The organism is Nostoc sp. (genome assembly GCF_054880495.1).
This window is the reverse complement of record NZ_JBTYKD010000235.1, coordinates 1-17,474: the sequence shown is the minus strand read 5'-3', so window position 1 is coordinate 17,474 and position 17,474 is coordinate 1. Positions and strand designations below refer to the sequence as shown.

At 42.0% G+C, this 17,474-nt stretch carries 14 protein-coding genes and 3 pseudogenes; 11 read left to right on the top strand and 6 right to left on the bottom strand.

Annotated features, from left to right (window positions below; translation table 11 throughout):
* Window positions 1-238: 238 nt before the first annotated feature.
* The 3 genes and pseudogenes from ACYTXL_RS22370 to ACYTXL_RS22360 all read right to left on the bottom strand — a co-directional run.
* Window positions 239-442, bottom strand: a pseudogene (locus tag ACYTXL_RS22370) (hypothetical protein); the annotation flags it as partial.
* A 315-nt stretch (window positions 443-757) separates the two neighbouring features.
* Window positions 758-1,723 carry an NB-ARC domain-containing protein gene (locus ACYTXL_RS22365; RefSeq protein WP_461926648.1) on the bottom strand — a complete coding sequence of 322 codons (966 nt, stop codon included), beginning with the start codon at window positions 1,721-1,723 and terminating at the stop codon, window positions 758-760.
* Complete coding sequence (locus ACYTXL_RS22360; RefSeq protein ID WP_461926647.1) at window positions 1,720-2,142, bottom strand: hypothetical protein; 423 nt, start codon at window positions 2,140-2,142, stop codon at window positions 1,720-1,722. The genes ACYTXL_RS22365 and ACYTXL_RS22360 overlap by 4 nt, the downstream gene beginning before the upstream one ends.
* A gap of 243 nt (window positions 2,143-2,385) precedes the next feature.
* On the opposite strand from ACYTXL_RS22360, the gene ACYTXL_RS22355 reads away from it, so the two are divergent.
* Genes ACYTXL_RS22355 through ACYTXL_RS22345 form a run of 3 tightly spaced genes read left to right on the top strand, consistent with a single transcriptional unit; the run spans window position 2,386 to window position 3,222 of the window.
* Window positions 2,386-2,544 carry a hypothetical protein gene (locus ACYTXL_RS22355; RefSeq protein ID WP_461926646.1) on the top strand — a complete coding sequence of 53 codons (159 nt, stop codon included), beginning with the start codon at window positions 2,386-2,388 and terminating at the stop codon, window positions 2,542-2,544.
* Window positions 2,534-2,755: a hypothetical protein gene (locus ACYTXL_RS22350; RefSeq protein WP_461926645.1), complete on the top strand. Its 222-nt coding sequence runs from the start codon at window positions 2,534-2,536 to the stop codon at window positions 2,753-2,755. Before ACYTXL_RS22355 ends, ACYTXL_RS22350 begins: the two co-directional genes overlap by 11 nt.
* A gap of 44 nt (window positions 2,756-2,799) precedes the next feature.
* Entirely contained in the window at window positions 2,800-3,222 is a 423-nt protein-coding gene (locus ACYTXL_RS22345) for a hypothetical protein (protein ID WP_461926644.1), read from the top strand.
* 592 nt (window positions 3,223-3,814) lie between these two features.
* On the opposite strand, the gene ACYTXL_RS22340 is transcribed toward ACYTXL_RS22345, so the two are convergent.
* Window positions 3,815-8,125 (bottom strand): DUF4347 domain-containing protein, encoded by a 4,311-nt coding sequence (locus tag ACYTXL_RS22340; RefSeq protein ID WP_461926643.1) that lies wholly within the window; start codon window positions 8,123-8,125, stop codon window positions 3,815-3,817.
* A 203-nt stretch (window positions 8,126-8,328) separates the two neighbouring features.
* Entirely contained in the window at window positions 8,329-9,102 is a 774-nt protein-coding gene (locus ACYTXL_RS22335) for an AIM24 family protein (protein WP_461926642.1), read from the bottom strand.
* Between the two features lie 326 nt (window positions 9,103-9,428).
* Between ACYTXL_RS22335 and ACYTXL_RS22330 the strand changes: the two genes are divergently transcribed.
* The 8 genes and pseudogenes from ACYTXL_RS22330 to ACYTXL_RS22295 all read left to right on the top strand — a co-directional run bounded on the left by ACYTXL_RS22330 (window position 9,429) and on the right by ACYTXL_RS22295 (window position 15,430).
* A complete protein-coding gene (locus ACYTXL_RS22330) occupies window positions 9,429-9,548 on the top strand; it encodes a nuclease A inhibitor family protein (protein WP_461926641.1) in 120 nt (39 codons plus the stop codon).
* 158 nt (window positions 9,549-9,706) lie between these two features.
* The gene (locus ACYTXL_RS22325; RefSeq protein ID WP_461926640.1) at window positions 9,707-9,865 is read left to right on the top strand and encodes a hypothetical protein; all 159 of its coding nucleotides are present in this window, start codon (window positions 9,707-9,709) and stop codon (window positions 9,863-9,865) included.
* A gap of 58 nt (window positions 9,866-9,923) precedes the next feature.
* A pseudogene (locus ACYTXL_RS22320) lies at window positions 9,924-10,235 on the top strand (Uma2 family endonuclease); the annotation flags it as partial.
* 317 nt (window positions 10,236-10,552) lie between these two features.
* Window positions 10,553-12,469, top strand: coding sequence for a peroxidase family protein (locus ACYTXL_RS22315; protein WP_461926639.1), 1,917 nt, complete (start codon window positions 10,553-10,555; stop codon window positions 12,467-12,469).
* 384 nt (window positions 12,470-12,853) lie between these two features.
* Window positions 12,854-13,212, top strand: a pseudogene (locus ACYTXL_RS22310) (transposase); the annotation flags it as partial.
* 106 nt (window positions 13,213-13,318) lie between these two features.
* Entirely contained in the window at window positions 13,319-14,806 is a 1,488-nt protein-coding gene (locus tag ACYTXL_RS22305) for an AAA-like domain-containing protein (protein WP_461926638.1), read from the top strand.
* 211 nt (window positions 14,807-15,017) lie between these two features.
* Window positions 15,018-15,140 carry a hypothetical protein gene (locus ACYTXL_RS22300; protein ID WP_461926637.1) on the top strand — a complete coding sequence of 41 codons (123 nt, stop codon included), beginning with the start codon at window positions 15,018-15,020 and terminating at the stop codon, window positions 15,138-15,140.
* Between the two features lie 122 nt (window positions 15,141-15,262).
* The gene (locus tag ACYTXL_RS22295) at window positions 15,263-15,430 is read left to right on the top strand and encodes a hypothetical protein (RefSeq protein WP_461926636.1); all 168 of its coding nucleotides are present in this window, start codon (window positions 15,263-15,265) and stop codon (window positions 15,428-15,430) included.
* 95 nt (window positions 15,431-15,525) lie between these two features.
* Here the strand turns inward: ACYTXL_RS22295 and ACYTXL_RS22290 are convergent, their stop codons facing one another.
* Window positions 15,526-16,869, bottom strand: coding sequence for an AAA-like domain-containing protein (locus ACYTXL_RS22290; RefSeq protein WP_461926635.1), 1,344 nt, complete (start codon window positions 16,867-16,869; stop codon window positions 15,526-15,528).
* Between the last annotated feature and the right edge of the window lie 605 nt (window positions 16,870-17,474).

Genomic DNA, 17,474 nt, shown 5'->3' with positions numbered 1-17,474 from the left:
ACAGGATGCAGAATTGGAGAGCTTTTAGCCCTGAATTTATCAGACCTAGATATCAAAAATCAAAAATTTCAGGTATTGGGAAAAGGAAACAAACAGCGTTAGTGCTTTTATAGTGATGATGCAGCCGAATCCCTAGATCAATATTTCCAGTACTCACGCCATAAAAATATCGACGCACTATTTACCATGAGCCACCGAATGCCACTCCCTCATTTTGGGAACAATTTGTTCCCGTCGCTATGTTGTCAAATACTACAGAACCAGCTATTAAATAATTCACACGTCGGTGAGTGTATCCAAACCTGTCTCTGCAATACTCCTCAAATGTGCGGTGGATTGAACGGTACAGCCTGCGATCGCGCAATTCCATCAGCGCCTTCCCTGCTTCAAAAAACGCCCGTTCCACTTTCCTCTCCAGGAGTAGGCGATCGCTCCTTTCCTCTAAGAAAATGGGAAAGCAATGACACGGAGCAATGGCAAGAAGTTGATGTTATGAAAAAACATTCCAGCGATCGCCCTGGCATCTGTGCTGAATACAAACGAGGAAAAGTTAGTCCAAGGGGCGATGCCCTTCTCTACGAGACGCTGCGCGAACGGCGCAGGTGTTACCCTGAGCTTGTCGAAGGGCTCAGGGTAACACCTACGGCAGCAAGCTACGCGTGCCGTGCGTTTTATCTAACAGTATGGTGAAAAGATTGGGTTTTTGACTAACAAAATGGTCAATTTGATAGATTGTCTCGATGCACCCAACGAAGAATCAATACTTTAGCCGTTGCATTCCACGAAATGGCTCTAACGTGTAATGACCAACATGCTGCGTATGAAGATTAAGTTCAAGCCAGCTTAATTCAAAGGCTGCTTTCACCCCTCGCTTGGCTGTCATTTCTGTAGAGAGCAATTGTTCCTGTGATGGGTTAATAGCTTGATCTTGCAATGACTGATTTTTCAATCGCTGCAACATCTCGGCTAAAAACAAGTCAGGATCTTCTACTACATACCGCCCCACCAACTCCAAACCCAAAGGCAGATATCCCAACCATTCACACAATTGATTAGCCACTTCCAGTTCCTTTTGTACTCGCTTAGTACCCACTAATGCTGTCAATAATTCCAAAGCTTCTTCTGGTGACAGCACATCTAAGGAAATCTCCTCAATATTGGGGTCTAGATTCCGTGTTCGTGTTGTCATAAGCACCCGAAAACGGTTAGCCCTTGGTATAAACTCTCGACAACCCTTCAAATTTTGGATATCATCTAGTATGATTAATATCAATCCCTCTGGTGGTTGCCAATTCTGCCAGCACCACTTCACCTGTTCAGTCAGACTCAGCACCCTTTCAAGGGAATCCTGCTGTGGGACTTGCAGATTCATCTGAAGCTGTGCAAACTCCACAATCCGAGATGCTAAATCTGTTTCTCTGGCTGATAACCAGCAAATACCACCAGGATAGTCTTGTTCATGAAGTCTAGCGTATTGCGTTGCTAATTCAGTTTTACCTACTCCACCCATACCAGAAACAGCACTCAGGGCTACAGCGCCTGTTCTTTGCAACCGCTCACGAAGTCTAGTAAGTTCATACTGTCTTCCTACAAAATTGGCAGACCCTGTTAACTGAAGATTATTTGGGGGATTTTGTTTAGGCGACTTGAAGATGAAGGTATTGTCCTTGATGGTCGGCTCTCCACCCTTAATATTTATCCCTTGCCAATTTTCGCTGGTCATTTGCTGCCAAAGTTAAGGGTGTTGTTCTTGATAGTTGGCTTTCCGCCTTTAATATTTATCCCTTGCCAATTTTCAATCACAGTTGTTAACCGCTTTTCTACTTCAGGATTCTCAGTTACAGCAAGATTTATATCATTTCCTAAAGCTTCTACCGCTGCTTTGATATCTGGGTCTGTGGCTGCTGCCTTTTTCACTTTTTCTACCAAAACAGCTTCGCCAATATCCTCTCGTTCGCCTGGCGGTAAGGCGGCGTTTTCCTTTGCTACTGTTAAGGCTTTGGCTGTATCAGGCGATTTCTGCTTCAGGAGTTGCATCAGCCCTTCTGAAGCTATATCGAAGGTTTTGTTTGTTGACCAGTCAATGATTTTACCCACTACCCAAGTTGTGAAAGCGATCGCACCAGCAGTTAATGGCTCCATCTACTACCTCGTAAGCGCGGCATCCTATTTTACTATTACTACATGGTTTATGTTCTAAATTTCGCAATTAATCGAAAAAATCTCTAGTTAGCTTATTGTTTTGGCTCATAATTCATCCAGCATTACACGTTGGGGCAAAAAAGTGTAACAGATGGCTCAAAGTCCTAATCTTTCGTAACCGTTCCGGGGCTAGAAGAGCGATCGCTATCAGGTGAGCGTCAGGCGATCGCTCAAGTTTCCTCTTTGAAAAATGGGCATACATCGCCTGGAACGGGAGCCCGTTTCCTCAATTACTGCACCGATCGCCTATTCCTCCAGCGTGTTGGTGGTCGCTACCGCTTCATCCACAAACTACTGCAAGACCACTTCGCCCAAATGGAGTTTAAGCGCAATGTTGACTGAGAAAGAAACTACACTCTTGCGTAGTTTACCGCCGCAGGCTCAGGGTAAGACCTACGGCGGGCTACGCCATCGCACTTTCTGGACCAAGCTAGGTATCGCACCTCATCAAATGGGAATTAAACTCAACGAATCTGTCACCAGACCCGTTGGTCTTCAGAACCGTAATCCCGCCAAAAATTTACGTAATTTCTCTCTAAACTACTGTAGCTGAATTTAGTAACATAGTTGCCATACCCAATTTAAACTGTTAATTAAATGTTAAAAAATTCTTTGGTGCTTGCGCTGTTTAGTGCATCTTTAGCTGCCGCTTTAGTTAGTCCTGCTCTGGCTGCACCTGCTGACTTTATTGGTACTTGGGTCAATACTAATTCAAATACAAGTGGTGTTACTCGTTTGGTAATCACCTCAGCAGGTGGCAACAAATTAAACATCGAAGCATTTGGGAAATGCCATCCTACTGATTGTAAATGGGGGAAAACTAGCCTAATAACCTATAGCAGTAATGTACAAGACCCAAATACCCGCTATGGGACTGCTAGCTACAATCCTGGATTTGCTCGAACTCTTGTGAGTTTGGATCTCAAAGGTAGAAATGCACTCTCTTTACAGAGCTTCACCGAATTTACAGATAATAGTGGACGGCAAAACTATTCTTCAATCGAGGGCTTTAAACGTTAAAGCTCTCAAGGTAAGTATATAAATAGCCCGAATTTCTTAATTGTGAGAAATTCGGGTTGGCAGCGTTCTTGAGGGACGACTTAACGGGAAAAGTCAGATTAGTGACGGCGTAATTACTCTGCGCTGGTAGGGTGCAATCGCCGCCTACTGGGTGCTACTGGCGGATGATGAACGAATACCCATTGATGCGGATTTATCAGTTAGAGGTTAGGGATGGCAAGTGATAGGGTTTTCAGTTCTGGAGCGTAGGCTTCTTGAACCGCAGGCAATAAGTATGTACGTTCGTTCTACCAAGTCCCAGGAGCGATATACCCGATTGCAGCAGAGGTTAGTTTATGAGTTGCAATAGCGATCGCTCAGGTGATCGCTATAAAGGGCGGCTCCATGCGATGCTTACGGTGGTCACTGAGCTTGCCGTTCGCGCAGCGTCTCGTAGAGAAGTGCGGGCTGTTCGGTGTTGGCCTACATCCCCTGGAACGGGAGCCCGTTTCTTCAATTAGTGCACCGATCGCCTATTCCTCCAACGTGTTGGTGGTCGCTACCTCTTCATCCACAAAATATTTATGCAAGAGTTCTAGGCTAGAACTGAGCGCTAGACGATGACGTTAGTACCGACTACCAAATTTGTAGCCGTGAAATTATTCAAAGTCGCCAAGGTCTCACTGAAATAACCACCATTACTAAAGGGACAGTAATTAACTTTTGTAGCAGTACCCGATTGCACAAACTGTAGATAGCCATCAGCGATGGGATTGCTGCCAGTGTAGCCCCGATTCTTAAACACATTAGTAAGAACTAACTTATCTTCACTCTGATTAAAGTCAATAATCGTATGATTAGTGCTCTCGGTTTGATAGATAAACTGGTCATTACCACTACCGCCGTAAAGGGTATCATTATACTCACTAGCATAAGCATCATTCTCACCAACAAGGAAGATGTCATTACCAGCACCACCACTGAGGTTATTGCTACCTGTACCGCCAATGAGGATATCATCACCAGCACCACCAACCAGGGTATCGTTACCCGTAGCACCGCGTAGCAGGTCGTTGCCACTCTTGCCATCGATGCGGTCATCACCCCCCTGACCATTAATCACATCAGCTGAGTTGTCAAAGCCGTTGACATTGTTATTTAGGTCATTGAGAAAGGTAACTGTATTTTTGTTGAAGATAGTCCTTTGAGTGGAGTTGGCATTGAAGACATCAAAGCTGTCACAAATGCTACTTTGCCCATCAAACAGGATATTGCCCAGTGTTGATAGGTTGTCTAGGTTTTCCAGGGGAAAGTTTTGCAGGATAACTTTGTCATTAGCCACCCCATCAAAGGTGACTTCCAGATTGTTACCATTCTGGGTGAGTCGCAGATTTTTGGCAGTTAATCCAGTACCTTGGAATTTCAGGGTATCCAATTCGCTAACGATTGCTGCCGAGGGATTTGAGCCTTTACCTAACCCGCCAAAATCACTGATGGTATCAACACCGTCACCTAAGTTGTAAACAAATTTATCCTTGCCGCCACCACCAGTTAAAATGTCGTTGCCTTGATTCCCTGTGATGGTATCATTCCCGGCTTGACCGTTAATTATCTCACTATAGTTCTTGCCGACTAGATTATCAGCGCCATTGGTTCCATTCAGCCCGTTGAACTCTAATGCACCAATATCAACTGTACCTTTAGATATTCTGTCAAATCCAGCGCCACGTTGGTCAGTGGTGATCCCTGCTGGAATCAAAGCATTCTTACCTGCGTTAATTGCAGGACTATTCTCAAGTAATGCATTCGTAAAGGTTCCACCACCGTTATTTTGCAGTGGACTGAGTTTAGGATCAATGGGGTTGGCGCTGGTGCCAACGAGAGTGCTGGTAGTAAAGCCAGTACTACCAGTCCTATTGCCAATTAGGTTACTACCGAGGTCGGTGAAGCTGCCGAAAACATCCCCCTCTAAGCCGAAGTTGCCTGCAATGATAGTGTTGCCAACAATGACAGTACCATCAGAGTCATTGAAAACGCTTCTACCCTCGCCACCATAAGACAGGTCATAACCAGTACTATTATATTGTCTAATGTCATTATTAGTAATAGTGCTGTTGGTGAGAGTCAGAATACCTTTATTTGAGATGCCGTTGCCCTCTTTGTAGGATGTATTGCTAGAGACAGTACTATTGTCAAGGTTGAAGGTGCCTTGGTTAAAAATGCCGCCGCCGTAGGTCGCGCTACTGTTAGAGACTGTGCTTGCCCTTATGCTGAGGTTGCCTGTGTTAAAGATGCCACCGCCGTAGCTATCTATTAAATAAGTGCCAGGTTCGTGCTCATAAAATAATACGGTGGACAGTTCATTACTAGAGACAGTACTGTTAGTTATCCTGAGACTGCCTTTGTTAAAGATACCGCCACCATAAGTATCTCCTCTATTATTAGAGACAGTGCTTCCCGTTAAGCTAAGATTGCCACTGTTAAATATGCCGCCTCCTAATGACGACCCAAAATTACCAGAGACAGCAGTGTTAGTCAGGCTAAGGCTACCTCTGTTAAAGATACCGCCTACCGATCCACCATTGTCAGATACAGTGCTGTTGGTCAAGCTGAGGCTGGCATTGCTATTGATCAGAATACTACCAAAGGCATCCCTAGCATTAGCAATTTTCAAGCCATTAATGCTTGTATCTGTTCCTGTACCTGATATCTCGAACACGCCAGAGTCGTTATTCCCACTGATAGTGAGGTTAGATACCCCAGTTCCCAAAATAGTTAGATCATCGGTAATCGTCAATTTCCCAGAGGTGAGGGTGATGATATCTGGGGTAGCATCGGTGAACACGCCCGCAAATGTAATGGTATCTGCCCCAACAGTAGCATTGGCATTGAGAATAGCCTGCCGCAACGATCCTGGTCCTGAATCGTTAGTATTAGTCACTACTATGTCAGTATTAACAGGTGGTGGGCTAGTGGACTGGACTTCATAAGCACCAATATCCACTCTATCGCCGGATATTCGGTTGAATCCGGCGCCCCTTTGGTCAGTAGTAACACTACCAGTAACTAGAGAATTATTGCCTGCGTTAATAGCGGGACTATCAGCAAGTAAAGCATCAGTAAAGGTTGCACCACCGTTATTTTGTAGAGGGGCGAGTTTGGGGTTAATGGGTCTGACACTAGTGCCAACGAGGATGCTGGTGGTCAATCCGGTGCTACCAGTGTTATTACCAATCAGGTTATTGCCTGAGTCGTTGAAGCTTCCAGCCACATCGGGGTAGATATTTGCGGAGGTGGACTTATCGAAGTTGCCTGCAATGATGGTGTTCCCAACAGTGATAGTTCCACCACTATCGTTAAAAACACCGCCACCGTCCCCAGTCCCATCGCCGTTTGAGTCAGCTGTGTTATTGGTAATCGTGGTGTTGAAAAGGGAGAGGGTGTCGTTATTATAGATGCCGCCGCCGTTAGAGGTTGCCTTATTACCAGATACAGTACTGTTAATCAAGATTGCTGAACTTGATTTATCAATACTCTCCTCAGAGAAGTATGAGTTAGAAATGCCCCCTTCCCTATTGTCAGAGACACTGCTATTGGTAAGTTTAAGAAAGCTACCTATGTTAGAGATGCCCCCTTTTCTATTGTCAGAGACACTGCTATTGGTGAGGCTAAGGAAACCAGAATAAAGAGAATAAAGGCTGCCACCAACTTCATTAAGGATGCCGCTTTGCGTATTGCTAGAGACACTGCTATTAGTTAGACTGACTGTACCACCATAGTTGGAAATACCGCTTCCTTTATTGCCAGAGACACTGCTTTTTGTTAGGTTGAGGAAGGCAATGTCAAGATTATTAATGATCCCGCTTCCTGTATTGCCAGAGACACTACTTCCCGTTAAGTTAAGGATGCCATCGTTATAGATGGCATCTCCCGTATTGCGGGAGACAGTGCTGTTAGTAAGCCTAAGAATGCTACTGGTATCGACTAAAATACTGCTGCCATTGTAATAATTGGGATTGATATTACCATTAGCAACGGTCAAACCATCAATGATAGCATCTGTTCCTATGCCCGATATCTCAAACACCCTAGAGGCATTATTCCCACTTATAGTTAGCTTCGATGCCCCAGTCCCCAAGATACTCAGATCATCGGTAATCGTCAGTTGTCCAGACGTGAGGGTAATAACATCTGGGGTGGTATCTGTGAATACACCCCCAAATGTAATGGTATCATCACCAGGAGTAGCATTGGCTAAGTTAATTGCCTCCCGGAGTGTGGTGATGCCGTTGTTGACATTCCCATCATCCGTGTCTCCGGTATTATTCACCGTGAACGTTGCTAGTACTCCTGCGTAAGCTTCTCGTGTTGTTTGTGCAAACGCAAGATTTACTTCCATATCAGCAGTGCGAACTTCTAATTCCCAGTTACCACCTAATGCAGCATTCCCAATCCGTTTACGGGAAGCGGCAATGTTTGCTCCTGTAAGTTGGTGCAGTTTGGCGACAAATTCTGCCCCCGCATCACCCGAAGCCACATTGCAACCATAGATAAGTAAGTTACAAGGGCGATCGCTTTTGCCACAGGCTAAAAATATCTGCTGCCATTGTTGAAGTTGCTGGCTGTATTCGTCGAGGTTATCAAGTCTTAAATTGGTATTGCCCAATTGTAAGCAACCTGGTGTACCGTGGCACACAATATGAATGTTAATCAAATTCGAGCGAGCGCAACTCGCCAGAATATCCGTAATTTGTTTAACACCGTTCTGTGTCGATTCTAGGGTAAAAACTTCGGTATGCTCAAGCACGCCACCGGCTAAATCCCTATAGCCTTCAACCGCCATGTCAATGAAGACTAGATTATGGGTATAGGAGGTGCAAGTTGCAGGATTTACTTGGAAGTATGGGGTATGTAGCGTTACCATTTTTTGACTTCGAGCTAAGGTGATGAGGGAAACTTCTCTGTATAGATTCTGATCTGGATTTTTTCTAAAATCCTTAATCGTACCACAAAATAATTATGCAAGAGGTCTCAAGTTTCATCTCGAGCGATCGCCTGCGCTCTTGTTAAGCTTACGGCGGAACGAAAAGCGACCATCGCAATCATGAGGCGCAATTCTCTGCCACTTTAACTCAAATTACTGCTGCCACCTACTTGGGCTGCTCCCTCTGGTGCTGGTGGGTGGTAAGTCATAGACTGTAACCCCAAACGACCAGGGCCAATAAAACGGTTGAGTGTGAATGAAATACCGCCAAGCATTACTCCAATTGCTCCGAAGATGCCGCCACTAGATTGCAGTGCGGTTACTGTCTCCATCTTCACTGATGAGTCTTTCCATAACCATGCTCCTGGCTCTACATCCAGTACTTCTCCAGGAGCAAGGTACTTTTCAAAGACATTACCGTAACCGTGGATTAAAAGCAGCCCTCCTTGTTGTTGACCAATGAAGCGGTCAATAAATAAACCACCACTGCGACTAAAAAAGAGGTTTGCCAGCCCTCGCTGGAAAAAGAAACTGTACTCAATATTACTGGTAGCTAATAAAAACTGATGTTCGCGCACGTCCACTGTCTGTCCACGCTCTAATTGCAGCACCACAATCTGTCCTGGAGCCTCACGAGAGAAAGCAATATTCCCTGGGCCATGTGCTTCACTGATAAAAATTTGCAGTCCAGCAAAAAAACGTTTGGCTGCCCCTTTCAAGCCTTTGACACCAAGGCGAACATTAGGATGTTTCCACAGCAGAATATGATGTTCAAAGTAAATCGATTGCTGTTGCCCTAGATGGACATCTACTACAGGTACTACTTCTCCTTCGATTCTCAAGGTCAAGTCACCAGAATGAAAGAAATCTTTCGGATTTTTTAATTCAGGTATCGGTTCACTACTGAAGTCTGACATAGTCTGATATTTTCGATGGTTGTTTTATAAATCATTTTCTCCCATTATTGGGGTTTGCTGCCCAAGTCTGGATTGTAACTAACAATTAGTACAGCCAAAAATCCCAAAATCACATTCCAAAAGACAATTTTAATCATAATTTCGCTTTTTATAAGTAATTTTATTTATAATTAATTCCCTAATAGGATGTCAATAAACTCAACTTTTGGGATGATACTTTGTGAGGTGCGATGCCTAACTCTTGGAGACTACTGCACCCGCGACACCTGAAAAAGTCATACAACTGACTAGTCATCCTCAAGACACAACTGTTGAAGTAGTAGATATTGACCTTTTTTAGTGTAGCGACCACCCCCGAAGATTGGCATGGGGATGATGAAAAGGCTATAGTTGCCAGATTTCAAAAACTACTAGAGATAATAAAATCGAGCCGGCAATCGTCGTAGAGCAGAGAGGTCTTACAGCGGTCGGACAGACGGTGGTGCTGGCTGTGGAGGTTGACTGCCTGGGAGTCCCCGTGAAGGAGCAAAATCCTAGAGGCGACTCAAGGGATGCCCACACTGTACTTGGTACTCCAAGTCAGTGATGGGAGAATGTCACTACAATGCTTCTGCTAACTCGGTTTTACACACTTTGGCGTAACCAGCACTTAGAGCCATCACAAGCTTTAATCACAGCCCAAAAATGGCTCCGGGATGCCGAACCCCTAGTCACGCGATCGCATCGGTCGCCCTACGCCCCAGTGCCCCACTCACAAAGTTAGCCTCGAACCCGCTTAACCATAACGATACAATACTTACACCCACGTACCCCAAACGGCAATGGTTCAAACTCCTGCCAAACCCTTGACCCTCGATGAATTTCTCAAGCTGCTGGAAACCAAACCTGCCAGTGAATTCATCGACGGTCAGATTATCCAGAAACCCATGCCCCAAGGAAAACACAGTACAGTTCAGCTTGACCTGGGTACTGACATCAACCAAGCGCTCAAACCCGGACACATCGCCCGCGCCTATTCGGAACTCCGCTGCACCTTTGCCGGTAGGTCGATTGTTCCTGATATTGCAGTCTTCACTTGGGAACGCATTCCCCGCGATCAGAACGGCAAAGTGTCCAATAGCGTTTACCCTGATTCTGGCAAATCCACTTCTGCTGCTCTACAAATTTGACCCCAGTTTTTGCAAAACTGCATAAATATCTAATTAGGCGTAGATAGTTCTACAGAAGTACCCAGGCTTTACAAACATCCTCTCATGACGACTGTTCAATTCTTACATGATAAGCTAATCGTCATTCATTTTTCCAGAATGATTCGCTTGTAGTAAGGGCTACCCTACAGGAACGCTTCGCGAACAGTGACAAGAAGCTTTCAGAAAGTAAACAAATCTATAAGGAGGAAATCTGATGATAGACAGGGATACATCCTAGCCGACATTAATTTGACTAGGCTATGCCATCTCTGCTTACAAAAGTGTCAAAGCTGTCAAAATCACTTTCTTTTGATAAGTTTATCGAAATCTCAAGTGCAGATTGCTTTAACGCAATAGTCATTCAATCAATTAACTTTACCTTAATTTTGGAGCATCATATGAGTGGATTTGGTCACGGTTCTGTCGGCACACGAGAACAAGCATTTACACATTTACTACCTTTAAGAGCAAAAAGCTATCCGACCCATGAACTACTAAAACTTGCCAACAGCATAAAGTCAGAGCCTGATACCGTGAAAGATGGTCCTGATCCTGAAGAAAATTTGCTGTTACCAGCAGGTTATACATACTTTGGTCAATTCATTGATCACGATCTCACCTTTGATAACACATCATCTTTGAACCCAGCAGATATTGGTTCTCAAGAGCGTTTCCCAACTAATTTACGGACTCCACGCTTTGATTTGGACTCTTTATACGGTGACGGACCTGATGCTAACCCTTTTATATACGCTGAGGACGGGGCTACTCTTTTATATAAAAACGGCACTGAAAATCAGGTTCAACCTAGTGCCAGTAATACAAAGCTAGTTGAAGACTTTAAACATCAGGCAGATCAAGACCTACTGCGTAGCCCCAATGGTCGCGCGATTATTGGTGACAAACGTAATGATGAAAACTCGATCATCAGTCAAATTCAATTGTCTTTTGTCAAGTATCATAATGCAGTAGTAGCAAAGCTCAAACAAAACAATCATAAACTGCAAGATGATCAGAAGCTGACGGGTACTGCTTTGTTTGAAGCAGCACAAAACGAAGTACGCTGGGCTTATCAAAAGATAGTGATAGAAGACTTTTTGCCGCGCATTGTTAACGCAGATGTTCTAGAAGGTCTAAAAGACAAAACTCGTGACCAACGCGCTCAAAACTATGCTCTTTACACAGAAGACAAACGCGAGAATTTACCCCGCGAATTTGTAGTAGCAGCTTACCGCTTTGGACATTCTGGAGTGCGCTTTGGTTATCGTCTCAACAATGATAAACGCTTTAGCATTTTCCCGCGTAGCGATAATGACAACCCAGACGATGACAGTTTGTTAGGATTCGAGCCACTGCCAAGTCATCATGTCATTGATAACTGGGCGCGCTTTTTCCCACTCACAAGTCCAGGAGTGTTACCCGATGAGCCTCGTGACAAGCCTGCTGATCAGACAAAAAGACCAGAAGTACGCTTACAACTAGCTTACAAAATTGATTCCAACTTGGTTGACCCACTTGGCGTTTTACCGTCCCCTGTATTGCCAACCAGCCAGAATGTTGGGGGGGTTATTAAAGAAGTTAAAGATGCGATCAGCCCTGACACCTTGCCAGACAAGAAAGTAGTACCACCACGTCCATCCCTAGCACTGCTTAATTTATTGCGAGGCAACAACTACAGAGTACAAGGTGGGCAACAGATTGTCAAAGCTTTACAGGACAAAGGTTTTACTCAGGCTATCCCTCTCACATCAGATCAACTCAGTCTACGACGACCAGCAGGTGAAAATTCGGCAAAGGATGCACTGTTCAAGTTTGAGCCAATTGCTGAGAGTCTGCAAAACGACACCCCACTCTGGTTTTACATCTTAGCTGAGGGTCAAGCTCCTTTAGTAGATCACTTTGGTGTGGGAAAAAGTTTTTCCGAAGTAGACTTACTAAATGGTGTTGGCGCTAAAACTCAGCTAGGTTGGGTAGGTGGTCGGATTGTAGCCGAGGTATTTTATGGACTTTTAGATTCTGATCAGGAATCTTATATTAATAAAGCACCTAAAGATTGGCAGCCAATTTTAGGTGGTGATCAGACAGTTATCTTTGCTAACCTACTCAAATTTGCTGGCCAAAAGATCGAACCACTTCCAACCAGCACAAGCACCCACAAAAACTCAGATTTTTGCTGATGGGAAAAATGATAATTATGCAATCTGTTTTTGCTTGCTTGTGACTAGTTAGGTATTAGTCAAATTTAGGGCTTGCTCACAAATTCTGAGAACCTGCATATACCTAAATATAGCAATGGTCGGGCTTACTAAGACAAAAGGTAAACAGTCATCAGTTACCTTACTGTTAACTGATGACTGAATAAATGAAGTACGGAATTTACTTTGGGAATGAGTAGCGTCGAGGTCAAAAGTGTTGAATGTTAACAAAAATCCGATAAAAACAGCCCAAAATATGTTAAATTTTGGGCAAGATTAAAGTATATCTATTTAATAGTGATTATAAATTCATTTCCCAAGATTGTCGAAGATATCTTGAGAGGACTGCCAAAAAACGATTATCCAATTAATTTTTGTGATTTAGAGGCGAAAACCGAGTTTCGCTTAGTTACTAATTTACCAGATATGGGAGAGGCTGCCGTTAGTGATGATGAAATTAGGGATATTTATCGATTACTTGGGGAGTTGAATTGTTGTGGAAGTTTTTAAAGATGCACTTAAAACTTGACAAATTAATTACTAAGAACGTCAATGGTATCACCATACAAATTTACGTTAGTTTGATAGCTTATCTGATTTTAGAGCTTTTATCTATTCCCGAACAATGGGGACATATACTATTAGATAAATTCCGCTATCTTCAATCTTGTATGTGTCAGAAAATCAACTATGTTCATTGGTTTGAGGCGATGATATTTTGCTGACTAATTTAAGCTTTTGAGACTAAATGTAACTAACAATGGAAAGTTTTTTATTAGCATTCAACATTTCTGTTATAATTTGGATGCGAAGATTAGTCCTTGAAACATAATGACACCTTTTAACTACTATAAACTAGGAGGAAGCTTAGAATATCAACACCCAACTTATGTAGTCCGAAAAGCTGATTCTGACCTTTATGAAGGATTGATAAATGGTAACTTATGTTATGTTTTAAATTCTCGCCAGATGGGGAAGTCCAGCTTGCGAGTACACATTATGAAACAGCTTAAAGAGCAAGGAATTAAATGTGCTTCCGTTGATTTGACGAGAATTGGCAGTCATCTCACTCCTTCAGAATGGTATGGAGGATTTGTTTCTGAGTTGTTACGGGGTTTTGGGTTATCAAGAAAAGTTAGTTTTGGAACATGGTGGCGACAACGGGAATTTTTACCACCAAAACAACGATTGAGTGAATTAATTGATGATGTATTATTAATAGAGATTTCCGGAAAAATTATAATTTTTATTGATGAAGTTGATAGTATTTTAGGAATAAATTTCAAAGATGATTTTTTTGCCTTTATTCGTGCTTGTTATAACCAACGGGCAGATAATCCAGAATATCAACGTCTTACTTTTTGTTTGTTGGGTGTAGCGACTCCCTCTAATTTAATTGCTGATAAAAATCGCACACCTTTTAATATTGGACAAGCTATCGAATTAACTGGATTTAAACCAGCAGAAGTAGCAGCTTTAGCGCGAGGTTTAGAAGCAATAGTTGCTAGACCAAAAGCTATAATTGAAGAGGTGTTAAAGTGGACTGGGGGACAGCCATTTTTAACTCAAAAACTTTGTCAACTAATTTGTATTTATCAAAATTCATTTCCAGCGCATCATGAAGAAGAATGCGTTAAGAAATTGGTACAAACGCAAATCATCGAAAATTGGGAAGCACAGGATGAACCAGAACATTTACGAACAATCAGAGATCGGATTTTGCAAAGTCCAGAAAATCAAACTGGGCGTTTATTAGGACTATATCAGCAAATATTACACCAAGGACAAATACCTGCTGATGACAGTCCCGAACAAACACAATTACGTCTCACAGGGCTAATTGTCAAACAAGAAGGAAAGCTGCGAATTTATAATTACATATATGCAGAAATATTTAATCAAACATGGCTCGATAAAGTATTAATAAATATTCGCCCATACTCTCAAAGTTTAAATGCTTGGGTAAATTCCAACTTTCAAGATGAGTCGCGTTTGTTGCGGGGACAAACTTTACAAGATGCCCGGATTTGGGCAGCAGATAAAGGTTTAAGTGATTTAGATCGAAAATTTATAGATGCTAGTCAGGAATTAGAAAAACGAGATGTTCAGAAACGATTTCAAGCAGAAGCAGAAGCATCAATAATTTTGGCAGAAGCGAATGAAGTTTTATTAGTAGCCAATCAAAAAGCCAAACGACGAATTAAGATTGGAGGAGGAGTATTAGCAATAACCCTAGTTGCAGCGATGGTTGCTGGAATTTGGGCAAATATGATGGTCAAAGATACACCCCAATGGCAAAAAAATTGTCTCTGTCAGTGATGATGGACTTGTTGAACTTTGGAATGCCGAAACCCTAGATTTTGACCAGCTAATAGTTCGGGGTTGTAATTGGTTACATGATTATCTCAAAAATAATCCCAGCGTGCAAGAAACAGATAAACATATTTGCGATAGGATTCATATCCCTCTTCCATCACTCTAAAAAATCCGCACTAACTATCAGGCTAGACTGCTTTCTCGATCTACTGCTATGAGCAAAATTGGTGTAGAAGATCCTGACGCGGAAGCAGCTTTAATTGATGAGGAGTTAACTAAGGATGCTCAAAGTGCTGCCTTCAAAGTTCCTGGATTACAGCACATTTCATCTGAATGAGGTACACAAGGGCGGGCAGGATGCCCATCCCACAAGACTTATCATATTAAGATGTGTACTTAATTTACCTGCAAAGTGCTGTAAGTTTTTGGGCTTTTCTTAGCGCCATTCGGGTTTGAGCCTTGTTTACTTTTCTTCACACAGTAGCGATCGCAAAGGGCGCTCTCAACGTTAGCAGCGATACCTACGGCGGCAAGCTACGCGGCACTGCATCAAGGAAAATCGCCTGCCCCATCCCTCGATTGTTCAATAGCTTTAAAATCTGTGGCGCTTATTCTGCTATAGCTTAGAGCTTTTCTTAGTGCCATTCATTTTCGAGACTTAACGGGAAAAGTCAAGAGTATTTAACCCTCTTCTATCACTTTCCGTGAGGGCGATCGCTTTTTTAATTCTTCAAATGTTCTCGAAAATATTCTTGATATAACTGACAACTTGGTGTTAATTTATCACCTAGTCTTTTAACCAGTCCCATACTGTATAACTGATATGCTGGGATTGTTTCTATACTGACTGCTTCTGTTGCTGTAACTACTTGAATAAATGCCTTAGCTAGATAAGGATTTACTTTAAAAGTATTCAAATAGCGCCGGAAATGTTCTTCATAAATACCGGCATTTGTGGGAGCATATTGCAATAATTTTTCCAGTGTTATATCCCCAAGTGCGAGGTGATAGAGTGCCAATCTAATTAAATATGGATGTCCGCCAATTAGAGACATTAATTGCTGTACTAGAGTTTGATTATAATTAAGTTGATGATGATGGGCTAAAACTTCTATTTGTGATTTGCTAAACTCCGTTAATTCAACTAATAATCCAACATTAAATGGTGATTGATTAATATCCAATGACCCATACTTTTCAGTGGAATGTACTACAATTAACCGTAATTTTTCCCAAATATCTATAGTTTTAGCTTCCTCATGCCAACTACGTAGCATCGCAAAAAAACCTTGAGAAATTTCAGGATATTTAAAAACTATATCTACTTCGTCTAATCCTAAAACTAAATTACTATTGATTTGGGATAAAATATTATCTTCAAAATATGTAGTGCAATTAATAATGCTACCTCTATACTCATCCCAAGATTCATTTAGCAAAGAAGGTAGTTTTAATTTGTGGCTAACATAAACACAAAACCAGTGTAAAAATTTATCCAAATTACTAAAAACTGTTGTTTCTGCTTGCAATAAATTGAGACGTACTGTATGATAACCTTCCTGATTTGAGTGAGCGATAATTCTATCAAGTAGGGATGTTTTACCCATTTGATTAGGAGCTTTAATCCGAATGAGAGAACCAGCCTGGAGAATTTTTTCATAACAACGTTCTTCTATTGGCGTGCGCTCGATGTAAAATGGACAATTCAGTGGTACTGAACCTTCTGGGTATTCTAGCACAAATTCATTTGTGAGAGTAATGGAACTATCTTGATGTACTTCTGTTGGCAGAATATTCTTATCCCTAAAGTAGAAACGTTCAACTGCTGCACGAAAATTATTTTTACTAACCTCTTCTCTCAATACTTCTGAAAGTAATTTCCACAGTTTGAAACCTACATCTTGCCGGAAATATTTGGCTGCATAACCTTCATTAGTGGCAATTTCTTCATAATTTAGACCTTGCCATGAGCCTTTCAGGACAATTATTTCCACATCTTTCAGGTGTCTATTGATTTTGTTAAAGACAACTGCATCTAAAATTTTTAATCCTTCTTCAAAGTTCATTATTCATCCTAAGTACATGTATTTTTTCCGATGATTTTGGCATCACCGTGATCAGGTAGCAGGACTATATCGCTATATGGATGCCTAAGAGGATGTTTGAAAACTCTAAGAGCCTGTGTTTCACTACCCTGGCTACTGAGAAGCTACTACAAGAGAATCGGAGTTTTGGGATTTGAGAGCGCACCCTGAGTCGCACTTGAGGCTCAAGCCGACCTTTTTCAAACAACCTGTTACTACCTTATTTTAAAAATACAGTAAATAATTTATTTTCTATTAAATAAAATACCTTACCTATCTGTATTTATAAAATATTTAATTCTTTGATAAAAGAAATTTATCACCCATAAAAGTAGATATTTGCATTTAAAAATATCGTGAATTTTCGGATTAAAATATTAATAAATGTAAAGAGAATAGGTTCTATCGCTCCCCTTATGCAATCCTTCTAATTAATCTTTTTGGCAGGGTAATTTCATACAACCGTAGAAAAATGAGAATACTGATAAAGGTATTTACAGCAATTTTCAGGTAAATAGACCACAGTGGTTGAACCAACCGAAGGCATCATCTTCGGTAATATAATTTACAGCGTCAGCCATAGCTTG